This window comes from Rhodococcus sp. Chr-9, assembly GCF_000801125.1.
GTDB lineage: Bacteria > Actinomycetota > Actinomycetes > Mycobacteriales > Mycobacteriaceae > Rhodococcus > Rhodococcus pyridinivorans.
Genome location: NZ_JTIZ01000003.1, coordinates 1 through 25,819, shown reverse-complemented (window position 1 = coordinate 25,819; position 25,819 = coordinate 1). Strand labels below are relative to the sequence as shown.

At 65.8% G+C, this 25,819-nt stretch carries 32 protein-coding genes; 31 read left to right on the top strand and 1 reads right to left on the bottom strand.

Annotation, left to right across the window (positions count from 1 at the left end):
• Positions 1–2: 2 nt before the first annotated feature.
• From QR64_RS00305 to QR64_RS00155, 31 genes are all read left to right on the top strand, one after another.
• Complete coding sequence (locus QR64_RS00305; protein ID WP_235366942.1) at positions 3–1,289, top strand: terminase large subunit domain-containing protein; 1,287 nt, start codon at positions 3–5, stop codon at positions 1,287–1,289.
• Positions 1,286–1,486, top strand: coding sequence for a hypothetical protein (locus QR64_RS00300; protein ID WP_039583483.1), 201 nt, complete (start codon positions 1,286–1,288; stop codon positions 1,484–1,486). Before QR64_RS00305 ends, QR64_RS00300 begins: the two co-directional genes overlap by 4 nt.
• On the top strand, positions 1,483–3,135 hold the full coding sequence (locus QR64_RS00295; protein ID WP_200886433.1) for a hypothetical protein: 1,653 nt from the start codon (positions 1,483–1,485) through the stop codon (positions 3,133–3,135). The genes QR64_RS00300 and QR64_RS00295 overlap by 4 nt, the downstream gene beginning before the upstream one ends.
• Positions 3,107–3,406 carry a hypothetical protein gene (locus QR64_RS25355; protein WP_039583481.1) on the top strand — a complete coding sequence of 100 codons (300 nt, stop codon included), beginning with the start codon at positions 3,107–3,109 and terminating at the stop codon, positions 3,404–3,406. Before QR64_RS00295 ends, QR64_RS25355 begins: the two co-directional genes overlap by 29 nt.
• A gap of 18 nt (positions 3,407–3,424) precedes the next feature.
• The gene (locus tag QR64_RS00285; RefSeq protein ID WP_039583479.1) at positions 3,425–4,615 is read left to right on the top strand and encodes a phage minor capsid protein; all 1,191 of its coding nucleotides are present in this window, start codon (positions 3,425–3,427) and stop codon (positions 4,613–4,615) included.
• 99 nt (positions 4,616–4,714) lie between these two features.
• Positions 4,715–5,365: a hypothetical protein gene (locus tag QR64_RS25065; protein WP_052227137.1), complete on the top strand. Its 651-nt coding sequence runs from the start codon at positions 4,715–4,717 to the stop codon at positions 5,363–5,365.
• A gap of 18 nt (positions 5,366–5,383) precedes the next feature.
• Complete coding sequence (locus QR64_RS00275) at positions 5,384–6,580, top strand: P22 phage major capsid protein family protein (RefSeq protein WP_052227136.1); 1,197 nt, start codon at positions 5,384–5,386, stop codon at positions 6,578–6,580.
• A 159-nt stretch (positions 6,581–6,739) separates the two neighbouring features.
• Positions 6,740–7,153, top strand: coding sequence for a hypothetical protein (locus QR64_RS00270; RefSeq protein WP_039583478.1), 414 nt, complete (start codon positions 6,740–6,742; stop codon positions 7,151–7,153).
• Positions 7,150–7,479: a hypothetical protein gene (locus tag QR64_RS00265; RefSeq protein WP_039583514.1), complete on the top strand. Its 330-nt coding sequence runs from the start codon at positions 7,150–7,152 to the stop codon at positions 7,477–7,479. The genes QR64_RS00270 and QR64_RS00265 overlap by 4 nt, the downstream gene beginning before the upstream one ends.
• Positions 7,480–7,487: 8 nt before the next feature.
• Positions 7,488–7,646, top strand: coding sequence for a hypothetical protein (locus QR64_RS26720; protein ID WP_153811614.1), 159 nt, complete (start codon positions 7,488–7,490; stop codon positions 7,644–7,646).
• The gene (locus QR64_RS00260) at positions 7,643–7,957 is read left to right on the top strand and encodes a minor capsid protein (protein WP_235366941.1); all 315 of its coding nucleotides are present in this window, start codon (positions 7,643–7,645) and stop codon (positions 7,955–7,957) included. The genes QR64_RS26720 and QR64_RS00260 overlap by 4 nt, the downstream gene beginning before the upstream one ends.
• Positions 7,954–8,391: a minor capsid protein gene (locus QR64_RS00255; RefSeq protein ID WP_039583476.1), complete on the top strand. Its 438-nt coding sequence runs from the start codon at positions 7,954–7,956 to the stop codon at positions 8,389–8,391. The genes QR64_RS00260 and QR64_RS00255 overlap by 4 nt, the downstream gene beginning before the upstream one ends.
• Positions 8,392–8,403: 12 nt before the next feature.
• On the top strand, positions 8,404–9,168 hold the full coding sequence (locus tag QR64_RS00250) for a phage tail tube protein (protein ID WP_039583474.1): 765 nt from the start codon (positions 8,404–8,406) through the stop codon (positions 9,166–9,168).
• Between the two features lie 86 nt (positions 9,169–9,254).
• Positions 9,255–11,165 (top strand): GDSL-type esterase/lipase family protein, encoded by a 1,911-nt coding sequence (locus tag QR64_RS00245; protein WP_084222247.1) that lies wholly within the window; start codon positions 9,255–9,257, stop codon positions 11,163–11,165.
• 54 nt (positions 11,166–11,219) lie between these two features.
• Positions 11,220–11,642, top strand: a complete 423-nt coding sequence (locus QR64_RS00240; protein ID WP_039583471.1) for a hypothetical protein — start codon at positions 11,220–11,222, stop codon at positions 11,640–11,642.
• A 5-nt stretch (positions 11,643–11,647) separates the two neighbouring features.
• The gene (locus QR64_RS00235) at positions 11,648–11,884 is read left to right on the top strand and encodes a hypothetical protein (protein WP_039583469.1); all 237 of its coding nucleotides are present in this window, start codon (positions 11,648–11,650) and stop codon (positions 11,882–11,884) included.
• Complete coding sequence (locus QR64_RS00230) at positions 11,885–12,280, top strand: hypothetical protein (RefSeq protein WP_039583467.1); 396 nt, start codon at positions 11,885–11,887, stop codon at positions 12,278–12,280.
• Positions 12,281–12,304: 24 nt separating this feature from the next.
• The gene (locus QR64_RS25060; RefSeq protein ID WP_052227135.1) at positions 12,305–16,084 is read left to right on the top strand and encodes a phage tail tape measure protein; all 3,780 of its coding nucleotides are present in this window, start codon (positions 12,305–12,307) and stop codon (positions 16,082–16,084) included.
• A complete protein-coding gene (locus tag QR64_RS00220) occupies positions 16,081–16,995 on the top strand; it encodes a hypothetical protein (protein ID WP_039583465.1) in 915 nt (304 codons plus the stop codon). Before QR64_RS25060 ends, QR64_RS00220 begins: the two co-directional genes overlap by 4 nt.
• Positions 16,996–18,684, top strand: coding sequence for a hypothetical protein (locus QR64_RS00215; protein WP_039583464.1), 1,689 nt, complete (start codon positions 16,996–16,998; stop codon positions 18,682–18,684).
• A complete protein-coding gene (locus QR64_RS00210) occupies positions 18,684–19,094 on the top strand; it encodes a DUF2744 domain-containing protein (protein ID WP_052227134.1) in 411 nt (136 codons plus the stop codon). The genes QR64_RS00215 and QR64_RS00210 overlap by 1 nt, the downstream gene beginning before the upstream one ends.
• On the top strand, positions 19,091–20,272 hold the full coding sequence (locus tag QR64_RS26365; RefSeq protein WP_039583463.1) for a fibronectin type III domain-containing protein: 1,182 nt from the start codon (positions 19,091–19,093) through the stop codon (positions 20,270–20,272). The genes QR64_RS00210 and QR64_RS26365 overlap by 4 nt, the downstream gene beginning before the upstream one ends.
• A gap of 15 nt (positions 20,273–20,287) precedes the next feature.
• Positions 20,288–20,593, top strand: coding sequence for a hypothetical protein (locus tag QR64_RS00200; RefSeq protein ID WP_039583462.1), 306 nt, complete (start codon positions 20,288–20,290; stop codon positions 20,591–20,593).
• A complete protein-coding gene (locus QR64_RS27400) occupies positions 20,590–21,864 on the top strand; it encodes a peptidoglycan DD-metalloendopeptidase family protein (RefSeq protein WP_235366940.1) in 1,275 nt (424 codons plus the stop codon). Before QR64_RS00200 ends, QR64_RS27400 begins: the two co-directional genes overlap by 4 nt.
• Positions 21,861–22,232, top strand: coding sequence for a hypothetical protein (locus tag QR64_RS00185; protein WP_052227133.1), 372 nt, complete (start codon positions 21,861–21,863; stop codon positions 22,230–22,232). The genes QR64_RS27400 and QR64_RS00185 overlap by 4 nt, the downstream gene beginning before the upstream one ends.
• Positions 22,233–22,235: 3 nt before the next feature.
• Positions 22,236–22,508 (top strand): hypothetical protein, encoded by a 273-nt coding sequence (locus QR64_RS00180; protein WP_039583460.1) that lies wholly within the window; start codon positions 22,236–22,238, stop codon positions 22,506–22,508.
• Complete coding sequence (locus QR64_RS00175; protein WP_152640885.1) at positions 22,501–22,689, top strand: hypothetical protein; 189 nt, start codon at positions 22,501–22,503, stop codon at positions 22,687–22,689. The genes QR64_RS00180 and QR64_RS00175 overlap by 8 nt, the downstream gene beginning before the upstream one ends.
• A 34-nt stretch (positions 22,690–22,723) precedes the next feature.
• A complete protein-coding gene (locus QR64_RS00170) occupies positions 22,724–23,026 on the top strand; it encodes a hypothetical protein (protein WP_039583457.1) in 303 nt (100 codons plus the stop codon).
• A 106-nt stretch (positions 23,027–23,132) separates the two neighbouring features.
• A complete protein-coding gene (locus QR64_RS00165; protein WP_039583454.1) occupies positions 23,133–23,354 on the top strand; it encodes a hypothetical protein in 222 nt (73 codons plus the stop codon).
• A gap of 3 nt (positions 23,355–23,357) precedes the next feature.
• The gene (locus QR64_RS25345; protein WP_039583453.1) at positions 23,358–23,693 is read left to right on the top strand and encodes a hypothetical protein; all 336 of its coding nucleotides are present in this window, start codon (positions 23,358–23,360) and stop codon (positions 23,691–23,693) included.
• Positions 23,694–23,812: 119 nt separating this feature from the next.
• On the top strand, positions 23,813–24,670 hold the full coding sequence (locus QR64_RS00155; RefSeq protein ID WP_152640884.1) for a hypothetical protein: 858 nt from the start codon (positions 23,813–23,815) through the stop codon (positions 24,668–24,670).
• Between the two features lie 289 nt (positions 24,671–24,959).
• Here QR64_RS00155 and QR64_RS25050 read toward each other — a convergent pair whose 3' ends face one another.
• The gene (locus tag QR64_RS25050) at positions 24,960–25,550 is read right to left on the bottom strand and encodes a DUF2637 domain-containing protein (protein ID WP_052227131.1); all 591 of its coding nucleotides are present in this window, start codon (positions 25,548–25,550) and stop codon (positions 24,960–24,962) included.
• Between the last annotated feature and the right edge of the window lie 269 nt (positions 25,551–25,819).

The window sequence follows — 25,819 nt, the reverse complement described above, 5'->3', positions numbered from 1 at the left end:
CCGTGACTGTCGAGGTGCTCGACCCCATCGATCGACTGCCCATATCCCGCAAACAAGCCCTCTCCGTCGGACTCGCCCAAGCTGATGCGGCCAAGTCGCAGATGAACCTGTGGGAAGGCGCCGTCCGATCCGGCAAGACCGTCGGCTCCCTGTTCGCCTACATGATGAAGATGGCGAAAGGCACAGGGGAAGGTGAAGCGGTCATCATCGGCCGCACACGGGACACCGCCTATCGCAACCTCATCAGCCCCTTGCAGAACGTCACCATGTTCGGCGACTGGGCCTCGCAGGTGAAGTACAACCGCGGCGCCCCAACAGCCGAGATTCTGGGCCGCACAGTGCACGTCCTCGGCTCCTCCGATGTCCGCTCCGAAGGCATCATCCGCGGCATGACCATCGAAATCTCGTACTGCGACGAGATCACCCTGATGGCCGAAGAGTTCGTCAACCAGCTCATGGCCCGCCACTCCGTCGACAACGCCTGGATGGGAGCCACCACCAACCCCGACGGACCCCGCCACTTCCTCAAGAAGGACTACATCGACCGCCGGCACGAACGCGGACACCGAGTGTTCCACTTCGAGCTGGAGGACAACCGCCGATACCTACCCGACGGGTACATCGAGAACCTCTCGCAGCAGTACACCGGCCTGTGGAATGACCGGTTCATCAAGGGCTTGTGGACGATGGCGGACGGCGTCATCTACGACATGTTCGACCCAGCGTTGCATGCCGTAGACCGACTGCCCGACATGCAGCAGCTCCTGTGTATCGGCATCGACGACGGCGTTAACCACCCCGCAGCCGGAATCCTGTTGGGCTTGGGTGTCGACAACAGGCTGTACGCCATGGCCGAGTTCGCGCCACCCGCGGGAACACCAGCCGACAGGGCACGCCTCTTACGTCGCTTCGAGGCCGAGCACGGCGACGTGCCCTACCACTTCGTCGACCCCAGCGCAGCGGCACTGAAGATGCAACTCACCCGCGAAGGCTTCCCCGGCGTCGTCAACGCCTCGAACAACCACAAACTCGGCATCGGCATGGTCGCATCACTGCTCTCCACCCAACAGCTCCTGATCCACTCGTCGTGCACGAACCTGCTGAACGAGATCCCCGGCTACGTGTGGGACAGCAAGGCAGTGGAGCGTGGCGAGGACAAGCCCGTCAAGGAGAACGACGACTTCGCTGATGCCCTGCGCTACGCGGTCGCCTCGTCACAGTTCCTGTGGCGCTACGCCGTACCGCTACCCGACGACCACCGCTTCGACAGTGAGGACATTGCAGCATGAGCCAAGAGTCTTTCGCCCTGAACGTGACGCTCAAGAGCGGCGAAACCGTCAAGGTCGAGGTCTCCGGCGACATGCGACAGGCCCTCGGCGTCCTCGCTCAGATCGGCAAGCCTGACTACCTCCTGGGCATGTGGGAGCAGTTCAACGACGACGAAGGCTGGGAAGCCGCCGACGACTACGAAGACGAGGACGAATGAGCACGATCCGGCCAGGGATGGAATGGCCTCCGAAGGCCATCGCGCCGGTCATCGCCCGCGTCACCGAAGCACGAGTCCAATGGGAAGGCGACCCCACACGCCTCGAGGAGTACTACAGCGAGAACAGCAGCGGCTCCACCACACCACGCCGCGGCCTGAGGGCAGCGTGGCAGGCATTCTGGGGCCGTCAAGTGTCCCCGACGCAGCTGGCACCGCGCAGGCTGCACGCGCCGATCCCCGCCGACATCGCAAGACTCTCCGCAACCTCACTGTTCGCGAAGCCGCCGACGATCCTCGCCCCCGAACACGAGATCACCGATCTCGAAGCCGAGGAAGGCGTCCGCCGGGTACGTGACGAGACGATCCAGGCCAAGATCGACGCACTGTTCAACATCCCACGGTTCCACTCCGACCTGTACGCAGCCGGGGAAACATCCTCTGCGTTGGGCGGCGTGTACGGACGTGTGGTGCGTGACCGCAGTGTGCAGGACGATCCGTGGATCGAATGGGTCGACCCCGACCGTGCTATCCCTGACTGGCATCGCGGACGGCTGCGGGCTGTCACGTTCTTCACCGAGCTCGACTCGGGTAAGGACAGTCGGGATGTGTGGCGGCACCTCGAACGCTACGAGAAGGGTCGTATCACTCACGAGCTGTACAAGGGCACCAGCAGCAACCTCGGCGTGCTGCAACCACTCGAGGCGCACCATGCGACCGCGGGCATCGCTGTCGACCTCGCCGACGACGGCGCCTCAGCAGTGCTACTCGAGGAGGATGTCCTCGCCGTCGAATACGTGCCGAACAAGACACCCAACCCCGAGTGGTCCGCCGACACGTATCTGCGGAACATGGGCGCCTCCGACTGCGGTGCACCTGATCTTGTGCCGCTCTACCACGAGATCGACAAGACCTGGTCGTCGCTGATGCAGGACGTCGAACTCGCCAAGACCAGGGTGTTCGCATCGCAGGACATCCTCCGCCACAACGGCCCCGGCGCCGGCCTCACCTTCGATGAGGATCAACGGATCTTCACCAGGGTCGGCACCGGCATCGGCAAGGACGGCACCGCAGAGTCCATCTTCGAGTTCCACCAGCCCGACATCCGCGTCCTCGCTCACGACCAAGTGGGGGAGATGCTGCTCCGCGAGGTACTGCGCCGCACCGGATACTCGCCTGTCTCGTTCGGCATGTCCGACGAGGTCGCGCAGACCGCGACGGAGGCGACCGGCAAGAAGGAATCGACGGTCACGACCACCGAGGGCAAGGCCCGGCACTTCGGTGTCGCCCTGCAACACCTCACGACGGTGTGCCTGCAGTTGGCCGGCGTCAGCTTGGCTGAGCCGCTGGATCTCGATTGGCCGCCGTTCGCGCAGGAGTCCGACCTGTCGCGCGGTCAGACGGTGCAGACCTGGTCGGTGGCGAAGGCCGCATCGACTCGCACGATGGTGCGGTATCTGCATCAGGACTGGGATGAGGACCAGATCGACGCCGAGGTCGCGCTGATCCTAGAGGAGAAGGGCTCCGCAGTGGAGGCTCCGATCTTCGGCAGCGACGCACCGCCGTTCGGTGGTCAGCCCGCCGGCGACGAGCAGCCCGAGCAGGAAGCCGAGGAGGCAAGCGATGGAGCGGTACCGCAAGAAGCCAGTTGAGATCGAGGCTCTACAGCTCCGCTGGGACACCTGGCCGCAGATGTGCGAGTTCGCCCCGGTCGGAACGAACGGATGCCGAGGCGTGTGGGTCGACAGCGCTGGTAGCTGGTCGGACGAGAAGATCGGCGACCGCCTCGGACTCCTGATTCCCACGCTCGAGGGCGACATGCTCGCAGTCGAGGATGACTACATCATCCGCGGCGTCAAGGGCGAGTTCTACCCCTGCAAGCCGGACATCTTCGCAGCGACGTACGAGCCCGTCGAGGAATAATCCGAGGAGGTGTAGCAGGTGGCACTCGACCCCGAAGACGCCCGCAACATCCCCGACGAACTCATCGCCCTCTACACAGCCGCCGAACTCGAACTCCTCACCGCCATGGCCCAGGCCATCGCCAAGGGAATCGACACCGACGACTGGCTCACCACCCAAACCGAACAGCAGCTCCTGTTCCGGCAGCACGCCGAACAACTCGCACGCCGACTGCAGGAACGAATGCCGAAGGTGCTCGAGCGGGCCGTGCAGGACGCAGCCGAACTCGGTGAGGAGGCCGCCGATGCCGACGCCGACGAACCCGAGACGGACCGCATGCCGACGACTACCGCGGTCGGTGTTGCTGGCGCGGTCGGGGCGCCAGCAGCACGCCGGCGCAACACAGCCCGCACCGTCGCGCAGACGCAGCAGGCATGGTCCACCCTGGCCCGAGCCACCCAAGCCCTCCCCGCGAACGCAGGAGCCCTGTACTCGCAGGTGGTGACGGAGGTTCAGGTCCGCAACCGCGAGATACCGCGCGCGGGCAGGCCGACGGGCGGGATCCTCGGCGCACCGACAGCGACCGGGACGCGATTGGATGCGGCGCAGCAGGCACTCGACATCCTCACCAAGCGCGGCATCACCGGCTTCCGAGACAGCCGGGGCCGCAACTGGTCGCTCACCAGCTACGTCGAAATGCTCTCCCGCACCGTCGTGAACGAGGCGATGCGCGAGGCCCACATCGAACGGGCGCTCGAGCACGGCCACACGCTCATGGTCGTGTCGTCGCATTCAAAGCCGGCGCCACAATGCCAGCCGTACGAAGGCCAGGTTCTCTCACTGGACGGCAGCACAGGCACGATCACGGTCGAGTCCGCGACGACCGGACGACCGATCCGGGTGCGCATCAAAGCCACGATGCGGGACGCCATCTCCAAGGGCTTCCGGCACCCGAACTGTGGACACGCCCTCAGTCGGTTCGTGCCGGGCGCATCTCGGACGTTCACGACCGAGCCGGACCCCGAAGGCTACGCCGCCACCCAGAAGCAGCGGGCGATGGAACGTGCCATTCGCGAGACCAAGAACCGCGCCGCTACTGCGATCACCCCACAGGCCAAGCGGGAGGCGAACGCCCGCCTCCGCGCCCAGCGCGAAGCGATCCAGCGGCACGTGGAGGAGCACAGCCTGACCCGCCGGCCACGCCGCGAGCAGATCAACCGCGCCCGCTAACCCCACAGACTTCCGCCCCTAGGCGGACACCCCCGACACCGCGACGGTGCCCGGGGCGAACACGCAGCGCGACGCTGCACACCCTCAAGGAGCCCACCAATGCGCCGCACCACCGCACTCGCCCAGATCCTCGGATCCGGACACGGAATCGACCCCTTCGCCACCACGGGCCGCTGGCCCAGCCGACAGCACCCCCGCCGCGACGGTGAGGGACACGACAGCGGAGAAGGCGGCAACACCGACCAGGGCACCGACGGTGGAGGCGCAGGCGACGAAGGCGACGGCAAGCCCGACGACGGCGGCAAGAAGTCCGGCGACGACGAGAAGCTCGGCGAAGGCGGCAAGAAAGCCCTCGAAGCCGAACGCGCACGCGCCAAGGCTGCCGAGCAGGAAGTCGCCAAGTACAAGGCGGCGGCCGAGAAGGACCGCCTCGCCAAACTCGACGACCAGCAGCGCGCCGAAGCCGAACGCGACAAAGCCGCCGAGGAAGCCGAACAGGCCCGCAAGGAACTCGCAGTCGAACGAGCAGCGCGCAAGCACGGCATCACCGACGACAAGGACATCGAACTACTCGCCGGAGTCCCGGCCGAGCAGGTCGATGCACTCGCCAAGCGCCTCGCCCCCAAGAAGGACACCGGCAAGGACTTCGGCAACGAAGTGGGAGGCGGCAAGCAGCGCAGCAGCACCGAACTACCCGACGGATTCCTCGACAAGATCGGCAAATCCCGCTCGGGCATCACCCTCTACTAGCCACAGGAGCACACACTCATGGCAAACACCATCCTCAAGGCCGGTCAGATTGTGCAGGCCGGACTCGCAGTCCTCGAGCGCGACGTCGTGCTCCCCGGCATCGTCGAGTCCTCGGCATCGCAGCACTTCTCCGGTCGCAGCCCCGCCAACGACACCGTGTCGCTTCGCATCAACGGCCGTACGGTCGCGAAGGACTACGCGTGGCGTGATCATACGGCGGCGATCGAGCTGTCCGATCTGAACGAGTTCAAGATCGATGTCAAGCTCGACACCCACCCGTACAACGCCATCGCCCTCACCGACGAGGAACTCACCCTCGACCTGCTGGACTTCACCAACCAGGTGATCGTTCCGCAGACCCGCTCCGTCGCCGAGCGTATCGAGGACAAGATCGCCGCGAAGATCTCCGGCGCCTCCTACCCGGTCGGCTCGAACATCGAGATCAGCGGTAGTGGTGGAAGCCTCGACTTCCACGCCGCCGCCGTCGACGGCCGAAAGGTCCTCAACGACTACCACGTACCGCAGTCCGACCGCGTGTTCCTCGTCGGCACCGGCATCGAGGCAATGATCCTCAAGTCCGACCAGTTCCGTAAGGCCGACCAGTCCGGCGATGCGAACGCACTCCGGTCGGCGACCATCGGAAGCGTCGCCGGTATGCCCGTCGTCGTGTCACAGTCCATCGGCCAGTACGAGGGATTCGTGATGCACAAGTCCGCGTTCCAGACCGCGTACCGTGTGCCCGCGTCGCCGCTCGGTGGCGTGGACTCCGCGTCGGGGTCGTACGCCGGGATTGCTCTGCGCTGGCTGCGTGACTACGACTCCAGTCACCTGACGAACCGGTCGATCTTCGACACGTTCTTCGGGATCAGCGTCGTGGTCGATCCGGACGACTACACCGACCCGGATTCGACGAAGTCGTTCAAGCGGGCCGTGAAGCTCACCCTCGGCACCAACACCTACGCGGTGAACCTCGGTGGCGCGACGGGTGGCACGTTCACCTTGACGTTCAACGGCCGCACCACGGGGAACATCAACTACAACGCGACGGCTGCGACGGTGAAGACCGCGTTGGTGAACCTCGACGACGGGTTCGCTGCCGCCGATTTCACGGTCACCGGTTCCGGTGGTGAGTTCACGATCGCGCTGCCCGGTTCGCTGACCGTTGATGGTGCGAGCCTGACCGGCGGTACGGGCGCCACGGTCACCGCAGCCTGACCTCTCCCGACTTGGTGGTTGGTGCGTTCCTGCGTGCCCCGGCACATGGCATCGAATACGCACGCTAAGGCCGCTTGGGGGTTCCCCACGCCGGGTTCCTTTCGGCCCCTGTAGCAGCGCGCCCTGCGCACCAACCACCATCACCCCACAGGAGGCGCTGTGCTGATCTACGCCACACCCGCCGAACTCACCACATGGATGGGGCGCGACGCCCCCGACAACGCGACCACCCTCCTACGGGAAGCGTCCACCCTCGTCGCTGATGCCTGCCTCGCGGACATCTACGACACCACCCCCGACCGCATGCCCACCGACCAGAGCCTGCGTGACGCGATGCGCGACGCAACGTGCATACAGGCCGCGTTCTGGGCAGCCCACGGCATCGACCCCGCGAAGGGGCGCGCCGGCATGGACGAGATCGTGGTGTCGTCGTCGATCGACGGGGCATCGGAGACCACGAACGCAGGGGAGCTCGAGGCCGCGAAGGCGTCGAGCATGGACGGTCTCGTGCCGACTGCATTGCGGCTGCTCCGGTTCGCTGGGCTGGCATCGAATGCGGTGCGGTCGTGGTGAGGGAGCCGCTCGCGCGTTGGTGGCGGTGGCCGGTGCTCGTCGCACGGAAGATCGGCGACGGCCCGTACGGTCCCGCGCACGCCGCGCCGGTGGAGGTGCTCGGGAAGATCACGGCGAAGCGCAAGAAGGTGCTGGCGCCGGACGGCTCGGAGGTGATCTCCGAAGCCCGCGTGTCGATGTCCGCCACCACCGAGCTGATTCCACCCGGGTCACTCGTGACCCTGCCGCCGGAGTTCGGGGGCCGGACTGCCGAGGTGTTGGCGGAGCAGCTGCACCACGACGGGGCCGGCCGAACCCCGAACTTCTACAGCGTCGACCTCACCTAGGAGGACTCATGGCCCGCAACGCCCACAGCCCATGCGATTACCCGGACTGCCTGCGCACGCCCTATGACGGGTACGCGCTCTACCGCGTCAACGCCAAGGGCCGGCCTGGCGTGTTCATGTGCGAGGCGCACGCGGACAAGGTCAAGAAGGCGGGCGGCTACAGGTGAGCCTGAACTTCGACATGGCCGCGATCCGTGCCGCCGCGCAACGCGGACTCAACGACGCCGCCGAGGTCGTCAAGCAGGAGTCGATCCAACGCACCCCGAAGGAAACCGGCGCGCTGCGCAACGACTGCACAACGCACTCCGGTGACCTCGAGGCCGCTGTCTCGTACAGCCTCCCGTACGCGGTGCGCCAGCACGAGGAGCTCGGCTATCGGCACGACCACGGCGAAGCGAAGTTCCTCGAGAACGCCGTGATCGCCACCCGTCCAGTCGTCGGTCAGATCATCGCCCAGGCCATCCGGAGGGCACTGTGACGACCGCGCGCGCACCCGACACCACCACCCTCGAGGACGCCCTCGCGCAGCACCTCGCCGATCTCGGGCTCGCGCGATACGAACCCACCGGCATGTACGGCGCGGCAGGGCTACCGGCGGTGTTCTTCGGCGCGATGCCCGACACCCCACACGACGCGATCGTCATCAACACCTACAACGACGACCGCAGCCGTGACGACCACAACCCGGACATCTACGTCCAGATCCGGGGACGATCCGCCGGCCGCGACCCGCGTGCTGTCGATCGGCTGATGGACGGCTTGTTCGACGCACTCCACGACACCACCCGCACTGAGTGGGGGAGTGTCCGGGTCCTGCTCTGCCGCCGTGTCGTGCGCGCCCCCCGCGACCCCGACGCCAACGGGCGTTGGACCCGACCCGACTCATACGTGATCACCGTCAATCCGTCCTAGGAGGACGAACCCATGACATCACCCACCCAGGCTCTCGCATCCACCCTCGCCAGGGATTGGATCCTCGAGGTCAATACCGGCACCAGCGCCGCCCCTGCATGGACCCGCGTCCGTGGCCTTTCCTCGGTCGCCCCCATCTTTGAAGGTGCATTGCAGGACGACTCCGACATCGACTCCGAGGGCTACGCCTCGCAGATCGCCACCGGCCTCGCGCACCGCGTCGAAGGTGGCGGCAAGCGCAAGGGCGAAAACACGTCCGGATTCGCTGATGACCCGGGGCAGAACTTCCTGCGCCAGAAGGGCCGCAAGGTCGGCTACGACAACATCATCGAGGCCCGCGTCTACCGCCGCGACGAGCTGCCCGACGCTTACCAGTCCGAATATGCCGTGCAGTGGACCGACACTGCAGCATCGGACGTCAACGCGCTGCAGGAGTTCTCCTTCACGCTACAGGGCCGCGGTAAGCCGCAGGAGATCAGTAAGCCGACGTCCGAAACCGTGTGGGATGTGGCGGTGACCGGTTCCCCGACGGACGGCACCTTCACTCTCAGTGTCGGCGGGCAGACCACCACGGGCATCGCCTACGACGCCACCAGCTCCGCTGTGCAGTCGGCTCTCGAGGCTCTGTCCACGGTCGGCGCGGGCAACGCGACGGTCACCGGTAGCGCGGGCTCGTACAACGTGACCCTCGCTAGTGGCGGCACGCTCACTGCGGATGGTTCCAGCCTCACCGGTGGTACCACTCCGGACGTCACGGTCACTGCAGCAAACCCCTAGTCGGCCCGATGACCGGCGCTACCGATGAGGATGCGCCGGTCATCGGGCCGGATCTGATCATTGGCTAGGAAGGACGGGTAACCCCTATGACGTATGTGAGACCGACGATTGTCAGTGGGGTTTCCCGTCTGACCAAGGCGCTGGTGGACTCGATCACGAAGGGTATCGCCGATGCCCACGGGGAGATCGACGGGCGCCTGTCCGAAGCGGGCCTTAACGCAACTTATGCCCCGGCCTCTGCGCTGGTTCCGGCGGCGCTGCGTACGGCCCGGATGCCGATGCAGATCGCCCTCGCCGACCGATTCACCCGCAAGATCAACGGCGTCATGATCGGGTCGTCCTCGATCGAGGGGGCCAACGCCACCCCCCGCACCCTGCGGGTCGCATCACTGCTTGAGAAGATGCTGCAAGCATCGTTCAACCCTGCCGACGTGCCTGGCGGCTACATCCTCAAGGGCAACGACGCGGCGTGGCAGACCAGCGGCAGCGTCGCGGCCAGCGCCTACGACCTCGGGCTGACCAACCGGCTACTGCCGTCCGGCACATCCATGACGCACAACCCGGTGCAGCCGATCGACGGCGTCCACGTCACCTACCTCGAAGGACCCGGGCAGAATCCGTTCGTCGTGTCGTTCGCCGGAAAAACCTGGACGGTCACCCCCGCCACCTCCGGGGTTGTGCGCGCAACCGGCTCGTGGCAGTCCCCGATCGTCGCCGAGGACCGGCACACAGTGCAGATCAGCTCCGCCGTGGGTGATGTGTCCATTGGCAACGTGCATTTGCAGCGCGGCGACCGTGACCTCGGTGTCACCCTCTACAACGCCGGGAAGTCCGGGGCATCGGTGGCGACGTTCCTGCCGGCCGGGGCTGACACCATGTGGGAGCGTATCGCCGAGATAGACCCCGACTTCGTGCCGATGCTGTGGGGCAACAACGACGTGTCAGGCGGTCGCACCGCAGCACAGTTCAAGGCCGACCTCGAGGCTGTCCTCGACAAGATCGACGCGGCCACCACCCGCCAGGCGTGGGTGCCGATCATCGTGCAGCCGCCCGCCCTGAGCCTGACCAGCGGGCAGCGCGACACGTACGAACAGTACTGGCAGGCCATGCGGGAGATCGCCGCAGCGCGCCCCGGGGTGACCGTGCACGACACCCGCCCCTACTGGCCCACCGACGAGGTCGACGACGTGTACGACCTGGTCGACACCGACCTGGTGCACCCCACCACCAAGGGGCACGCATGGGAAGCGCAGATCATCGCCGAACAGTGGGAACTGCCGTCCCGTGTCGCGTGGCCCGGTGTGCGCCCGGCCGCGGTGGACCTCGACTGGGACTGGACCGCCGACCCCGACCTGGTCGCCTACTGGGACCCGAACCTGCTCGCCGAAGCGGTCGACGCGACCGTGGCGGCGGTGCCCCTCGCGGACGGTATCGAATCTGCGCCGCTCACGGCGGGCGGATCGAACGTGACCGTGGTCGCCGGCCCGAACGGCCGCAAGGGTGTACGCACGACCGCCAGCACGAACTCGCTGGCAGCGACGTTCGGGCAGTCCTACAACACCCCAGCTACCGTGGTGGCAATCTTCAAGCGCACGTCCTCGACGGGGCCGTCGTACATCTGGAACGGCGTGTCGACGAACTACCTGACATCGCAGATCAGCGGCTCGCCCCGCAACATCACGATGGGCACCAATCTGGAAACAGAGACGGTGGCCCAGGCCGTCGCCGACACGAACTGGCATATCGCGGTCGCGGTGTACGACGCGGCGAACTCGAGGTACTACATCGACTCGCGCACCCCGATTGACATGCCCGGATTGAACACGACCGGAGTCACGTTCAACGGCATGTCGGTGGGGCAGTCCAACACCGGAAGCCGGGTGTGGGAAGGCGTCACCGCCGGACTCGCCGTGTTTCGGCGGGTACTGGAACAGGGCGAGATCGACCTGTTGCTCGACGATCTGGTCACCAAGACCGGGCTTACGGTCACGTCCTAACCCCGCTCGTAACGCATCCCGCGATGCCGTTACCTAACCCGAGGAAGGAGCCCGGTGGAAGACCTCGCCACCTTCATGGACCCCGCACTACACCTACCCATCCAAGGCCGCGACTACCCAATCCACTGCACCGCCTGGCAAGGACTCCACCTCCACCAACTCATCGCCACAGGCGCACGCCTCAACGACGAACAAGAGCGCACCGAAGTCCTCCAAATGCTCGGCGACACCTACCAACACATGGTCGACGACGGCATCGGCTGGCCCACCATCGCCCACGCCGCCCGAGTCGCCATGCTCTGGTTCGGACACTCCGAAGCCGCCGGGCAAGCCATGTGGGAAAGCGCCGGTGTGCCGGGAAATCCGATCCCCCCATCCCCGAATCAGGAACGGATGGGGGAGAAACTCCGGTCGATCTTTCGGCGCCCGGCACCTACGGACCGGATGATCCTGGCGGCGGCCCGTACGACCCCATAACCGGGGTGCGGGAATGGTGGAACGACACCCCCACCCGACTCAAATCCGGACAGGACGCCTACACCTTCACTGATTGCCTGAATCACTGGGGTGTCCTCGAGCTGGACCTGCACGCCGACGGCATCGACGTCGAATCCGGGATCCTCCACGAGCGCTCCTGGCGGTGGCTGCGGGTGCACATCACTCGCATCGCCGCGAACCCCACATCTCGCCTGCACAAGGCTCTGACGAAAGGCGCATGAGTGGCGCTCAAGGACCTCACCGAAACCGGATTCGACCCCGACCTGCACCTGCCGATCCGCGGGAAGCGGTACACAGTGCCAGCCCCGGACTACGACACAGCGAAGAAGATGCGCGACATGGTCGCCACCGAAGGCATGCCGCCGGTCGAGCAAACCGACGAGGCGATCGCAGCCCTCGGGCCCGCGTTCGACGAGATGGTCGCCGACGGACTTCCGTGGCCGATGATCCTGCACTCCGGGCGGACCGCGATCCTGCACTTCGGTATGTCCCCGGACTGGGGCGAAATCCACTGGGCCATGGCGCACATCCCGCGCATGGCGGACATCGAGAAGGTTCTCGGTAAGCATGCCGAGTTGATCGCTGCCCGGAAGAAGGCGGCGAAGAAGGAGGGCTGAGTCATTGCGCTCGATGTAGGGGAATTGGTTGCCCGCCTCACCCTCGACGACTCCCGATTCATTCAGGGCACCCAACGCTCCGAACAGCAGTCCCGCCAAGCCACACAACGGATCAGCAACAGCTTCCAGGACATCACCCGCGCCGCCCAACGCGCAGGGCAGGCCGCGCAAGCTGTCGAGCTGAACGACCGACTCGACCAGGAAGCGCGACGAGTAGCCGACCAGATCCGTGAGCTCGAGCGCAACGCCCAGCGTGCCGACCAGTCCGTCGATGACATCGTCATGAACACCAACCTGCTGTCCGACGCACGGAGAGCAGCGGACGAGATCGAGCAGATCCGGGCGGGCGCACGCCAGGCAGCCGGGGCGGTCGACGACATCGACCTCGGCAACCGGCTACGCGATCAGCTTCGGGACGCCCAAGGCGAACTGGACGACCTCTACCGGCGAGCCGGGGAGGGAGGCGGTGATGCGGGCGCACGAGGCGGCAGCAACTTCCTATCGTCGTTCGCCGGTGCGATCGGCGACCTCGGATCGAAGACCGGACCGATCGGTGCCTCCATCCTCGGTGTCGCAGCCCTCGGATTGACCGCGGGCGCGATGCTCGCCGGGGCCATCAAGGATGGCATGCAGGCCGAACTGGGCCGCGACATGTTCCAGGCCCAGACCGGGGTCACCGTCGGGCAGGCCCGCAAGTTCGCGCAAGCGGCAGGTGAGGCGTACGCGGACACGTTCGGTGAATCCGTCGCAGGAAACCTCGACACCGCCCGACTGGCCCTACAGAACAGCCTCCTCGATCCCGGGGCAACGCAGCGTGACGCCGAGGAGATCATCAAGTCGCTCGACGGCGTGGCCCGCATCCTCGGCGAGGATGTGCCCCAGGTCGCCAGGGCGGCCGGCAACGCCGTCAAGTCCGGGTTCGCTGCCGACGTCAACGATGCCTTCGACCTCATGGTCAAGGGCGCGCACATCGGCCTGAACGCATCCGAAGACCTGATGGACACCATCATCGAGTACTCGGTGCAGTTCGAGAAGGTCGGCCTGACGGGGGCGCAGGCGTTCGGTCTGATGAACCAGGCTGTACAGGCAGGCGCACGCGACACTGATACCGCAGCGGATGCCATCAAGGAATTCGCGATCCGGGCAATCGACGGATCGACGGCCGCGGCTGAGGCGTACCAGGCACTCGGGTTTGATGCTGCCGAGATGTCGGCGCGAGTCGGGCAGGGCGGCGAAGAAGGCGCAGCTGCAATGGAGGAGCTGCTGACCAAGATCCGGGAGACCGAGGACCCTCTCGTTCGTAACGCGGTCGCCGTCGGCCTCTTCGGCACCAAGGCTGAGGACCTTGGTAACGCCATGAACGAACTCGATCTCACGACTGCTGTGCAGTCGATGAACGACTACGAGGGGGCTGCGAAGTCTGCCATCGAGGTGATGACGGGCAACGCAGCTACCTCCGTTGAGGGGGCTATGCGCTCCATCGAGCGCGCAGGAGATGGACTCAAGGCGGCCCTTGCGGAAGCCTTCGGGCCGTACATCTCCGAGTTCGCGGACACCATCTCGAACAACCGGGCCGGGGTCATCGGGTTCTTCATCGACGTCGGTAACGCAGCGTTCGATGGCGCCGAGGCGGTGCTGAGGTTCGTGGCGAACGGTATGCGTGGGCTCGCCGAGTTCGCGCAGGCAGGCTCGGAGATGTCGGTGCAGTTCCTGCGTGGCGTCGCCGACATGGTCGACGGCTTGGCGTTCCTGTCCGACATCCCCTTCCTCGGCGACCTGATCCCCGACCTCGGCGATGCGGGGGACAAGATCAACGCACTCGCCGACGCCGCCGAATCTGGCGGGACCGCGGTTGCGGACGGACTGAACAAGGGCGCCGAGTTCATCGAAGGAACCCTCATCCCCGCCGTCGGTACCGCGCAGGAACGGTTCGGCGAGTTCGCCGGCAACATGCAACTGTCGGCGGCCTTCAATGACGAGATCCAGAAGGTCAACGACACGATCTCCGAATTCGGCGTCAACATGGACGGCTCGGTCGCGAAGATCGAGAACTGGACCGGCAAGCTCGACCAGGCCAACCCTGCCCAGAAGACCATGCACGACACCCTGTCCGGACTGTCTGCTCAGTTCCTCGAGCAGAACCGCACCGGTCTCCTCGCCGGGGCGACCGTGGAGGAACTCACCCGCCAGTACGCCGCCAATCGGGACGAACTGATCCGGCAGGCCAGGGAGATGGGGCTCACCAACCAGGAGGCCCTCAAGCTCATCGACAGCTACGGACTCGTCCCGAACCTCGTGGATACCCAGATCAACCAGCCAGGGATGCCTGAAGCTCAGTACGCCCTCGACGTCCTCAAGGGCAAGGTCCTCGACGTCCCGAACGACAAGACCATCCACACCGAGGCGCTGACCAAGGATGCGATCGACAACCTCTCCGCTCTCGGGCTCAAGGTCGAGACCCTCCCGGATGGCACGGTGCTCGTCACCGCGAACACCGACGACGGACAGAACGCGATCAACAGCTTCATCAACAGCAACAACGGTCGGTCGCTGTCGATGTACGTGGAGCTGCAGCAGCGGCGGGTCGGGTACTGGCAGTCGCAGGGATACTCCGCCGGCGAGGCCGCGCGTATCCAGGGGCCGGTGCCGGTGGCAGCCGACGGCGCGATCCGAGATCCGCAGATCCGGGACGGCCACGGCCGCGGCATCATCTGGGCCGAGGACGAGACCGTCAAGGAGTCCTACATCCCCTGGGCGCTGTCGAAGCGCGCTCGGTCGGAGAGGATCCTCGCCGCCACGGCCGAGCACTTCGGGCTGGGTCTGGTGAAGATGGCCGACGGCGGCATCACCGGAGGCGGCTTCAACTCTCAGGCCGCGGTCGCGAAGGCCATGGCCCACGACGGCGAAGGCTACGTCTACGGCGGCCTGGACTGCTCCGGGTACCTCAGTGCCGTGTTCAACGCAGGCACCGGGCAGAACGTCCGGTTCACCACCGACTCCGACTTCGCTGCGATGGGATGGCAGCCGGGCTACGACCCGGACGGCTTCAACATCGGCACCAACGGCGGAGTCGGCGTCAACGGCCACATGGCCGGAACCCTGTATGGCACAAACATCGAGTCGGACGGCACCAACGGCATCCAGTACGGCGGTGGCGCAGACGGCGCGATGGACTTCCCGGAGGTGTGGCACTGGCCCGGCGCGACCTCGGGTGACGATCCGTCGACCGAGCGCACAGGCACGTTCACGAAGCAGGATCTCGCGAACGATCTCGGCGACCCGAACCTGATCACCGGAACCACGGACAGCGGCGCCACCCTCGCCACCGACGGGCAACGAGTGTTCGTCACTAACTGGCCGTCAACCCTCGGCGGCACCACGACGGCAGCAGGCACCACCCCGCAGCCGACGACGGTATCTATCAGTGGTGGATCTGGTGGCGGCACCCCGCAGACCGCAGGCCTGCCGATACCCCCGACCCCGGGGGAGCAGCTGTCGACACGCTTCGGCGAGTTCGGGACGCAGGCAGGCGAGATTGGCACCCAGGCCGCCCTCGACGCCTTCGGCCTGGGGGGCACCCTGCTCGACCCGAACCATCGCTACTGGAAGGCGATCCGCGACACACAGTCGGCGTTCGCAGGCATGAACGAACAGGACCGCCCCGGCGGCACCTCGCCATCAATGCGGCGGAACGGTGTGCAGATCGCCAACAACATCACCGTCTCCAACGACCAGGAACAGATCCGGAAGTTACTGGAGACGACGAAGCGGCTACTGATGCAGTACGGAGGGGCAGGAGCGTGAGCCTGAACATTTCGATCCTCGGCGCCGGAGGTGGCCCGGAGATCCACCTCGCGGGCGACTTCGCCGGGACGGAAGGAATCCGCCTCGGCAAAGGCCAGGTGCAGGGCTTCTACCACGCGCCGGTGGACACGGAATGGAAGCGGGCCAGGCGCCAGCGCGGCGGCTCGTTCGCCGGGCTCGAGAACCCGGCGCGCGACATGCAGCTCGGCTTCCGTGTCCGCGCCATCCCCGGCCGGACATGGCAGGAGTCGGACACTCTGCTCCGCTCCTGCTTCACGTATCAGCTGGACCCGTGGTGGCCGGGCGACACCCTCGCCCGCATCCGCGTCGAATCCGACTCCGGTATCCGCAGCCTCGCGGTGCAGATGTTCGAGGAACCGGACTTCGTTCCGGACATCAGCCCGGAAGTGCTCCAGTACGGGAACGTCTTCTACAAGCTGCGTGCCGGTCAGTCGTTCTGGGAGGCACCGCCCATCGTCAAGTCATGGGAGACGGCGGGCACGTCCGGGTCGGGCACGATCGAAGTGTCCAACCCGACCGATGTCGAGATGTTCCAGACGTGGGTCCTGACGCCGGGAACGTGGACGGTTCCGGACGTGTCGTGGACGGGCCGCCCCCGCGCGCGCACACCCGGTGGTCTGTACCCGTCACGGTCGATCACCCTGCAGCCCGTCACTCCGGCTATGGGGTCGTTGACGATCCAGCTCGATCCGATGCACGTGATGATGCAGGACGCATCGGGCATCAATGTCATGGGATTGGTCGGCGGCGGCTACTACTTCATGCACACCATCCCGCCACACACCCCGCTAACACGCCTGCCGATCTCGGTGACGGATGCGCCGGTGGGTGGGGCGCGGGCGGAGCTGCATCAGCCGCGCCTGTGGTCGAACTGCCTCGGAGGAATGTAGATGACGACTGCACTGGAGCAGGCGTGCGCGGATGGCCTCGCCGCGGTTCGTGAACGCGAAGCTGCCCTGGTCATGTCGCGCCTGTATGCGCCCGTCGTGCAGTTGTGGGACGGCAATATCAACCTGCAGTACGTCGTGCGATGTGAGAACGAATACGACTGGCTGGATGTCGAGAACGACACCGGTACCGGCGTCATCAAGATCGATTCTGATCATGAAGAAGCGCAGTGGCTGTGGGACATCCGGGGCCGCAAGGACCGCGGCGAAACCATCGATGTCCTCGTCACGGTCGACTACGTCGGCAGGCGTTGGTCCGGGTTCCTCGACACCGTCGACATGGACACCAACGACCTCGGTCAATCCATCGTCACCGCGAACTTCCTGTCCGACTACGAGCAACTGAAGTGGCGGGACCTGTGGGCCACCCCGACCACCCCGGCTGGGTTCCAGCCGTTCAAAGTGTTCATGCTCGGTGGCCCCACTGATTGGGCGTTGGGTACCGCGCTCAAGCTGAACCTTGCCCGCGCGCATGGGTGGCCGGCAGGGATGGGATGGAACGACCCCCTCTCTGACGGGGACGCGGACTACACGAATTGGCCGATCGCCCTCGCCCCACTGGACTACGAAACGGCCGCCACCCGCGGCACCGTTACCGGTCTGGCGCTCTCGCGGTTCAAGACGTGGCACGAGTGCGCCGAGTCGATGCTGCACGACGCGGACCTGACCGTCCGATGGCGGCGGTACATGCCCGGCGATCCGTTGCCGTGGGAGGGTGCGCAGGTCGCCTACGGCACGTTGGTCATCTGGTTCGAGAACAACTCGGGTGGGCTCGCCCCGACCGTGACGGGTTCCTTCTGGGAAGGCGTCGGACAGTTGGTGCGGATCTTCGTGTCCGCATTCTCCGAGGGACTCGGTGGTGGGTCGCTACCGATCGAGAACTCAGAACAGTCGGTCGTTGGCCTGCCGCCGGTGCCGGAGTATCAGGTGCCCGGCTACCTGGGGACCAACCCGAAGGTGCCGTTCGTGTTCTACCCGGCCGGATCGCCAGGGGTTGTGTCGCAGAAGGCGTCCCTGAGATTGGCGCGTGGGCACAGGCTGACCGGTGGTGGGCACTCAATGCCCGGCGTGAACGAGATCATCGAGGCGGCCATCGCAGCGATCGGCGATGCCCTGGCAGCGATCCCCTTCCTTCCGATCCCACCCATGGGGGGCGTGGCGACGGCACTGCTGATGCCGTTCCTGGAGGACACGATCCTCGCCTTCATGACCGTCTACTTGGTCAACCGCTCGCAGTACCTGTCGGACTTCTCGCTGTACGAAATGTGGGTCGACGGCGCAGACCAGGCATACACCCTCAGTGCCACCCTGGTATTACGCGAGGCGGTCCGCGCGACCGAAACGAAGTACTCGGCGGATATGCAGATCCTCGACGGCACACCGTGGTTGGTCGGCGCGAAAGGGTATGGGCATTTCGATTTGGGGAACCGGATATTCGTGCAGACCGAAGGTGACCGGTCGGGGCGAATCGAAGCACCGCGCGTGAAGTCCCTTCGCCTGACCGCCGGCCCCGGGCGGGCTCCCGGTTGGGATATCAGGCTCGGCTCGAAAGACCCACAGGACGCATTCGGGCTGATCCTGAAACGCATCCAGAAACTTGCAAGCGGCATGAAGGCGTTAGGTGTGATCTGATGCAGGACAACGAACTACCCACCCTCGCGAACTGCAACCCGAACGACCCCGAAGAGGTCTTCCTCCCGTTCTTCGTGGGGCTGCCGGACGTGATCGGCGCAATGCTCGTCTTCCCTATCAAGTGGTGGCGGAAGGTGTCCGCCCACCTCATCGACTGCGGAGTGATGATCCAATGCCCACAGTGTGGACATCGTGAGGAACCAAAGAAGAAGTTCCGTATCGACGCGACTGAAGACCCGATGATGGGTGGTGGCGGACGATGGGTGCCGGCTGACGAGCCAGAGCCGGAAAAGGACGTCCTCGCCGAGCGGTTGGACAAGATCCGTCCGCAGATCAAGCAGGAGATGCTGCGTCGTCTGCGTGAGGAGTTCCCCGACGACCCCGCACTGCGTGACGGCGGTGCACGGTGACTGTCCCCGGGGGTGGTTATCCGGACGGCACCTTCGATGACGACCTCACCGGGCTGAACGGGCTCGACGAGGCGACGTGGAAGCAATCGAAGTTCGATTCCGCGGTCGGCCCCTACAACACGGCGCAAGGCAACTTCAAAGGCGAGTTCATTTCAGCGCCCCTGTTCGGTGGTGAGGTGGCGCGTCTCGACAATCGCATCGACGAGCTGTTGATCGGCACCGAGCGCGCCATCCGCTACACCTACAGCACCTCCGATGTGTGGACGAAGCACCCTGCCGCATACAAGGTTGTGGCGGACCTATTCGGCGGCTCCACCTCGGGCCGCAGGGGCACCCGATCCGATGGAGGGCAAGGTGGGTTCTCCGGCGGCTGGGAACGCGTCGAGTTCGCCGGTGCGGATCTCGAGAACCTGCCGACAAATGTGGCAGTCACGATCGGTGCAGGCACGGAAGGTGACGACGACAGCGACGCTGGCGACACCACGTTCGGCTCCTTCGCTGCAGCGGGTGGAGCTACGGCGTCCACCTACGGTCTCGGGAATCGCTCGTTCAAGATGCGCGGTGGCAAAGGTGGATTCAACGGATCCAGGGGTATGGCCGGTAGTGATGGTCCGTTTCACCCTGGCGGATCGGGGGGCGCAACCTCAGGGGGTGCCGCAGCGATCGGTGGGAACGGGTTCAGCATCGACGTCGGGCAGGTCGGGACAGGATCGGCTGGCGGCGGTGGCGGCACCTATGCGGACGGTTTGGCATGGTTTGGCGCCCGCGGCGGCTACGGTGGTTGGCCGTCCGCCCCGGGCGGTGGTGGAGGTGGGTCGTCGTGGGGACTCGTCGATGCGACCGCGCGTGGTGGCAACGGAGTCGCAGGTGCGGCAATCGTCACGGTGTATGTCGAAGACGCACTCGGTTCGCCACCATCGACACCGACCAATCTTGCGGCGTCCACCATCACATCGTCGTCAGCGCATGTCACCTGGGACGCATCGACTGACGATGTCATGGTCCGGAACTACGTCCTGTTCCTGAATGGCACCCGCTATGCGGTGGTGGATGTTCTGTACCACGACTTTGTGGGCCTCACGGCGTCCACTGCATACGAGGTTCAGGTTCAGGCCGTGGACATCGGCGACAACTTCTCTGAGCTCTCCGCTCCGATGCAATTCACTACGACCGCATGAGAAAGAGAGGTGAACATGTCGACAGCTGAGATAGTCGCTGACGGACTGGCATCACCCGGCGGATTCGAGGCGACCTTATACCGGGTCGACCCGCCGATCCAAGGTACCGATCACCTGCTGGTGTGGCATCAGCCGCGAATGTTCGGCCAGCCGGGGCAGATGAAGGTCGTGCTCGCGACCCCTGGGGGTGCGGGATACGGCAAGCGCATGGATGCGATCGCAGGCACGTACGTGACCGATGAGCCGAATCATCATCTCGCTTTGCAGCTTGCGGGGGGGTATCAGATCGTCACACCCGAGACTGTGGAGGTTGAATCGTGACGCGTTACTGGCCCCTCGAGCGGGGTCACATGGTCACGTCCGGGTTCGGTGCCCGCTGGGGAACCGCACACTGGGGCTGCGACTTCGGGCGCGAGGGCGGCTCTGGTGGCATGGCGGTGCACGCCGTGCAGGGCGGCAGTGTCACGCACGTCGGCCCTGCATCAGGGTTCGGGCAGTGGGTTGTCCTCGACCACCCCACCGAGGATGGTTCCGGCACCACCGTCTACGGGCACATCATCCCCGAGGTACACCTCGGGCAGCGCGTGGAGGCCGGGCAGCGCATCGCGCACATCAACCCGGACAGCAACACGAACGGCGGCGTCGCCCCACACCTGCACCTCGAGTGGCACCGATACGTGTGGTCACCACCCGGACCGAACCGGCTCGACCCGCTACCACTTCTCGACGGCGCACTCTTCCCCGGTGAGGCCCCGCCATCAACACCCGCAGGAGGAGGCATGGACGCACAGGCCCTCTCGGAAGCAATGGGCGGGAGTCTGCCGATCGAGCGGTACCGCGAACTCCTCCCTGGCTTCATGAACGCGATGCTCGCCGCGAAGTGCACCACAGTGGAGCGTGCTGCGATGTGGTGCGCACAGATCGGGCATGAGAGTGCCGGCCTGCAGTACATGGAGGAGATCGCTTCCGGTGCTGCATACAACGGCCGCGCGGATCTCGGTAACACGCAGCCGGGGGACGGGCCGCGATTCAAGGGTTCCGGCCCGATCCAGCTCACAGGCCGCGCCAACTTCCGCGCCTTCTCTGCGTGGTGCCACGCCCAGGGCTGGGTGGATTCCCCGACCTACTTCGAGCAGCGTCCGCAGCTTGTGCGCGACGATCCGCACTGGGGGTTTCTTGCAGCCTCGTGGTACTGGACGGTTGCGCGCCCACAGATCAACTCGCTCGCGGACACCCGGAACCTCGAAGGCGTCACACGCGCCATCAACGGGGGCCTCAACGGCATCGCCGACAGATCCACCCGCTACCAGCGGTGCCTGAACCTCGGCACTCGACTTCTCCCCACCTCTGGAGGTTTCCTCGACATGCTCAACCATGAAGAGCAGGTAGAACTGCTCGCCAAGACCCGCGACCTGTGGAACCTCGGTGTGCGCCCGGTCCCGTCACTCGTCGACAAGAAACCGTTCTCGCCGTTCTCCCTCATCCCCACCGCCGACAAGCATGCGTTCGACGCGAGCGTGAAGGCCGAGGAAATCCTCGAAGTCCTCGGCAACATCAATCGACGTCTCGAAGCATTGGAGGCCCGCAAGTGAGCAGCATCGCGACACTCTGGCCCACCATCCGCCAGGTCACCTACAGCACCATCACAGCACTCCTCGCGATCAGCGTCTCGGCGCAGTGGATCACCGACGGACAGGCGCAACAGTGGCTCACCATCGGATCGTCAGTCCTCGCCGGTGTCGGCCTCGTCGTGTCCACGCTGTTCGTGGACCGCACCTCGAAGGCGCAGGAAGCGAAGATCGAGAACGCCGTGCAGGTCGGCATCGAACATGCCGGGGTGCGCGTGAACGCTTCGGTTCCGACCGATGCCCTCGGGCAGATCCCGCCACAGGTGCGGCAGCACGTCGAGACGGCATACGACCGCGTGCTCGCCGAGCGCGACCGACTCCTCGGGCGGTAGCCCGTGGATCTGACAGTCCTCGGCTTCCCGATCGTCGATGTCGCCTCGACGACACTCCTCGTCGGAGTGTTCCTCGCGGTCGTCACTGACCGCCTCGTTCCCGGTACCCGAATGGACAAGGCCCTCAAGTACCGGGAAGAGCACATCGCCCGGCAGGACGACACGATCACCGAACTCCTGAACCAGAACCGGCACCTGCTGGCCAAGGCTGATGCCGACGCCCGGGTCATGGAAGCACTACCCCGAGTCCCTGCCGATGGAGGGTCCGATGCGTAGATCGAAACTTGCTGTCGCCGCTGCACAGGCGGGGGCGGCCGATGCTCAGCAGGTCCTCGATGAGGTGCGGGCGCAGTGGGCGCTCGTCAACGAGGTGACCGGACGTCACGAGAAGATCAAGCAGGCCAACCATATCGGTGAGCGTCTCGCGAAACTGTTCGGAGGGGATGCCGGTGGATAGGTGGCTGACACCCCGATACCTCACAGCCGCCGCTGTGGTCATCATCGGACTGTTGCTGTTTCCGATGGTCGGCCCGGAGAAGGCGGCCAACATTCTGATCACGGCGCTGGCGGTAGCCCTGTGGCTGTTCGTGATCGGGTATTCCCGGATCGAGTGGACCCGCTACAGCGAAGGCAAGGCGCTGATGGCCGCGATGGTCGCACTCGTCATCCTGTGCACCTTCCTGGCCGTCTACTACTGGACCGGCGGAATCGACTGGTTTCATCCGATTCGCGGCCTGCTGTATTTGGTGTGCATTCTCGGCGCCCTCAATTTCCTGTTCCTACTGAAGAAGTGAGGGCTGACTGATGCTCGGCTGGAAACCGATTTACGAGAACATTTGCCTCAATGGCGGCGACTGGATTTTCGAACGCACGAACCCGAAAGGCCCCTTCGTTCCCGGCATGACCGCCGAAGTGAAGTGGCAGAACGGCATCACGTGGGACGCCGAGATCAGCGGCGCCGACATCAAGTGGCGGATCGAATCCGAGGAGTGTACTCCGGCGATCATCCCCGACGGAACACCGTTCGTGATCTGGGTGCACTACCCCAACAACACGACGAGCACCACCGATGACTACCCGTGGATGCGCGGACGCGCGTACCGCACCGATATGGAGGACTAACCCATGGCTACACCTGACGTGACGAAGAATGCGATGGCTGATGAGTGGGCATCGCGGGGTGCCGTGTTTTCGCTGCACACCGGCGATCCGGGTACGTCCGGGGTGAATGAGGTGACGGACGGTTCGTATTCGCGGCAGACGACGACGTGGGGGACGGCGGCGGGTGGCACGGTCGCGGGCTCGAAACTGACGTTTGATGTGTCGGCGTCGACGACGGTGACGCATGTGTGCCGGTGGAGCGGGGCGACGTTGGTGGGTGTGTACGACCCGACCGACGCGACGGTCACCCCGTCCGGGAAGTTCGAGACGACCCCGTCGTACACGTACACGGGGCCGTGACGATGTGGCCGGGGCCTGATCGCGGGGCCGCGGTGTTCCCTGGTCCCGATACGGGGGCGGCTGTGTTCCCGGGGCCTGATCGCGGGGTCACGGTGTTCCCGCCGGCGCCGGTGTTCGCGATGCCCATCGGCCTCGACCTCGCTGGTGGCGGTGTGGTGCTGGTGGAACTGATCCCAACACCTTTGCATCCGCTCGACCTGTCGGGTGGCGGGCAGGTGGATGTGGAGTTGGCCGCGACAGCTGGTGTCGATCTGGCCTTGTCGGGTGGTGGTGTGGCGACCGTGAACTTCGCAACCCCCATCACCCTCGACTTGTCGGGTGGCGGGGATGTCGCGGTCGACCTCACACCGGTCGGTGTGCTGGATCTGGCGCTGTCGGGCAGCGGCACCACCGACACAGCGCTGACGTCGCACAGCACGCTGGGTCTGGCGCTCACCGGTGGCGGTGACGCCGCCTTCGGTACTGTCCCCACCGCCGACACCGATCTCACCCTCACCGGTGGTGGCGCCGTCGACGTGGCCGTATCCTCGGCGGTCGAGTTCCCCCTCGACCTGTCCGGCGGCGGCACCACGGGCGTCGAGCTGGCCCCGATCACGTTCCTAGCCGGCGGCATGGACAAGGCCGGCACCCAGAACGGCTCGAGCTCGTGGACTCAGGTCACCGGCTGGGGTGTGAGCCCCGGCTACCCGGGCGCGGTCATCGAGTCGAACGCCCTGCGCGTGGTCGGCACCGGCACCGCGACCGTCTACGGCCAGTTGACCACGACCGGCGGCGTGATCCCGTCGATTCAGTTCCGGGTGAAGCGGAACGGGACGATCGTCCTGACCTCGACCCAGGGCGGCACGCCCCAGGCCGCCTCGATGCAGCTCGACCTGGTCGACGGCGACCTGCTCGTATTCGAGGCCCGGTGCTCGTCGGTCTACGGCACGCCGACCATCCAGCCGACCGATACGTACTTGCGGTACGACCCGCTGTGACCCGCCAAGGCCCCCATCCTCTTCGTGAGGGTGGGGGCCTTTCGTCGTTCCATGGAACCGATTCTGCGGCGGATGCGTCCAACCAGACATGGACGCCGATGAGGTTCGCGATCTGCTGCGGGTGATGGGGATGCTCGAGCACGCCGAGATGCGGGACGCGGGCGGTGCTTCCCGGACCGAAGCCCCACCGCCCGCGCAAGAAACCACTCTACGACGCGACAGGCGCAGCCAACCACCGACGTACCGTCGCCTCTGACTTCCCGATCTCCTCACCGATCGCATAGTTCGATCACCCCGCAGTGCGGAGCTGACGCGCGCGATGACGCAGCGCGTCACCCGCGTCACTGGGTGCGTCGTCCTCTTCGGCCGGCGGGGGAGTGGGCGCCTCGGGCACTGCGGTGAGCTGCGGTGTCGCATGCGACGCGGGTGCGTCATCGTTCGACTCGAGGCCGGTCTCGGCCTCGTCCTCCGCGCGCGCAACCTCTTCCTCCGCGCGCGCCCGGGCGCGCACGATCGCCAGGTGCGTCAACGCGAGCGCCGCCACCGGTGGCACCACCGCGACGACCGTGGCGACACCGGGATGCACCGGCCCCGGCGGCAGTAGGAGGTGCGCGGCGTTCCCGGCCACCGACACCACCACGGCCGACCACAGGAGCGCCCAGGCGTAACGACGCGCCGGCCCGTCGTCGAGCGTCACTACCACCCGCGTTGCCGCGACGATCAGTCCGTCGACGACGAGCGGCCATACCGCGGACTGCCACTGTCCGAGCCCGGCACGGGCGGCGAGGTCGGCGAGGGCTGTGTAGGACAGTGCGAGCGCGGCGGCGCCGAGTCCGTAGATCAGTGCCCCGTCGGTGCGCGTCACGCGGATGGTGTTCACGAATCCCCTTTCGGTCTGACATCATGAGTGCACACCGCCCGTCCCCTCTGGGGGCGGGTTTACTTCTTCCGGGCCCCGCCGCGCGATGTACCGGATACGTACCGGTAATTCACGACACCGGTTGGAACGACCGGACGCGACACGGAACTACATGGAATTGCCCGCTCAGAAAGTGACAACCCCACACCGAACCACTTGCCACTAGCCGACGTTGCCGGACCGCAGAAGCCCTCGCGAGGCGGCGGAGGACCCGGGTTCGATTCCCGGCA

Bases quoted from the DNA above. Each gene is read 5' to 3' on its own strand.
- QR64_RS00215 (WP_039583464.1), top strand. From the start codon at position 16,996: ATGACGACTGCACTGGAGCAGGCGTGCGCGGATGGCCTCGCCGCGGTT.
- QR64_RS25345 (WP_039583453.1), top strand. From the start codon at position 23,358: ATGGCTACACCTGACGTGACGAAGAATGCGATGGCTGATGAGTGGGCA.
- QR64_RS26720 (WP_153811614.1), top strand. From the start codon at position 7,488: ATGGCCCGCAACGCCCACAGCCCATGCGATTACCCGGACTGCCTGCGC.
- QR64_RS00200 (WP_039583462.1), top strand. From the start codon at position 20,288: ATGTCGACAGCTGAGATAGTCGCTGACGGACTGGCATCACCCGGCGGA.
- QR64_RS00300 (WP_039583483.1), top strand. From the start codon at position 1,286: ATGAGCCAAGAGTCTTTCGCCCTGAACGTGACGCTCAAGAGCGGCGAA.
- QR64_RS00295 (WP_200886433.1), top strand. From the start codon at position 1,483: ATGAGCACGATCCGGCCAGGGATGGAATGGCCTCCGAAGGCCATCGCG.
- QR64_RS00275 (WP_052227136.1), top strand. From the start codon at position 5,384: ATGGCAAACACCATCCTCAAGGCCGGTCAGATTGTGCAGGCCGGACTC.
- QR64_RS00175 (WP_152640885.1), top strand. From the start codon at position 22,501: ATGCGTAGATCGAAACTTGCTGTCGCCGCTGCACAGGCGGGGGCGGCC.
- QR64_RS00155 (WP_152640884.1), top strand. From the start codon at position 23,813: ATGCCCATCGGCCTCGACCTCGCTGGTGGCGGTGTGGTGCTGGTGGAA.
- QR64_RS25065 (WP_052227137.1), top strand. From the start codon at position 4,715: ATGCGCCGCACCACCGCACTCGCCCAGATCCTCGGATCCGGACACGGA.
- QR64_RS00165 (WP_039583454.1), top strand. From the start codon at position 23,133: ATGACCGCCGAAGTGAAGTGGCAGAACGGCATCACGTGGGACGCCGAG.
- QR64_RS00245 (WP_084222247.1), top strand. From the start codon at position 9,255: ATGACGTATGTGAGACCGACGATTGTCAGTGGGGTTTCCCGTCTGACC.
- QR64_RS00210 (WP_052227134.1), top strand. From the start codon at position 18,684: ATGCAGGACAACGAACTACCCACCCTCGCGAACTGCAACCCGAACGAC.
- QR64_RS25355 (WP_039583481.1), top strand. From the start codon at position 3,107: ATGGAGCGGTACCGCAAGAAGCCAGTTGAGATCGAGGCTCTACAGCTC.
- QR64_RS00250 (WP_039583474.1), top strand. From the start codon at position 8,404: ATGACATCACCCACCCAGGCTCTCGCATCCACCCTCGCCAGGGATTGG.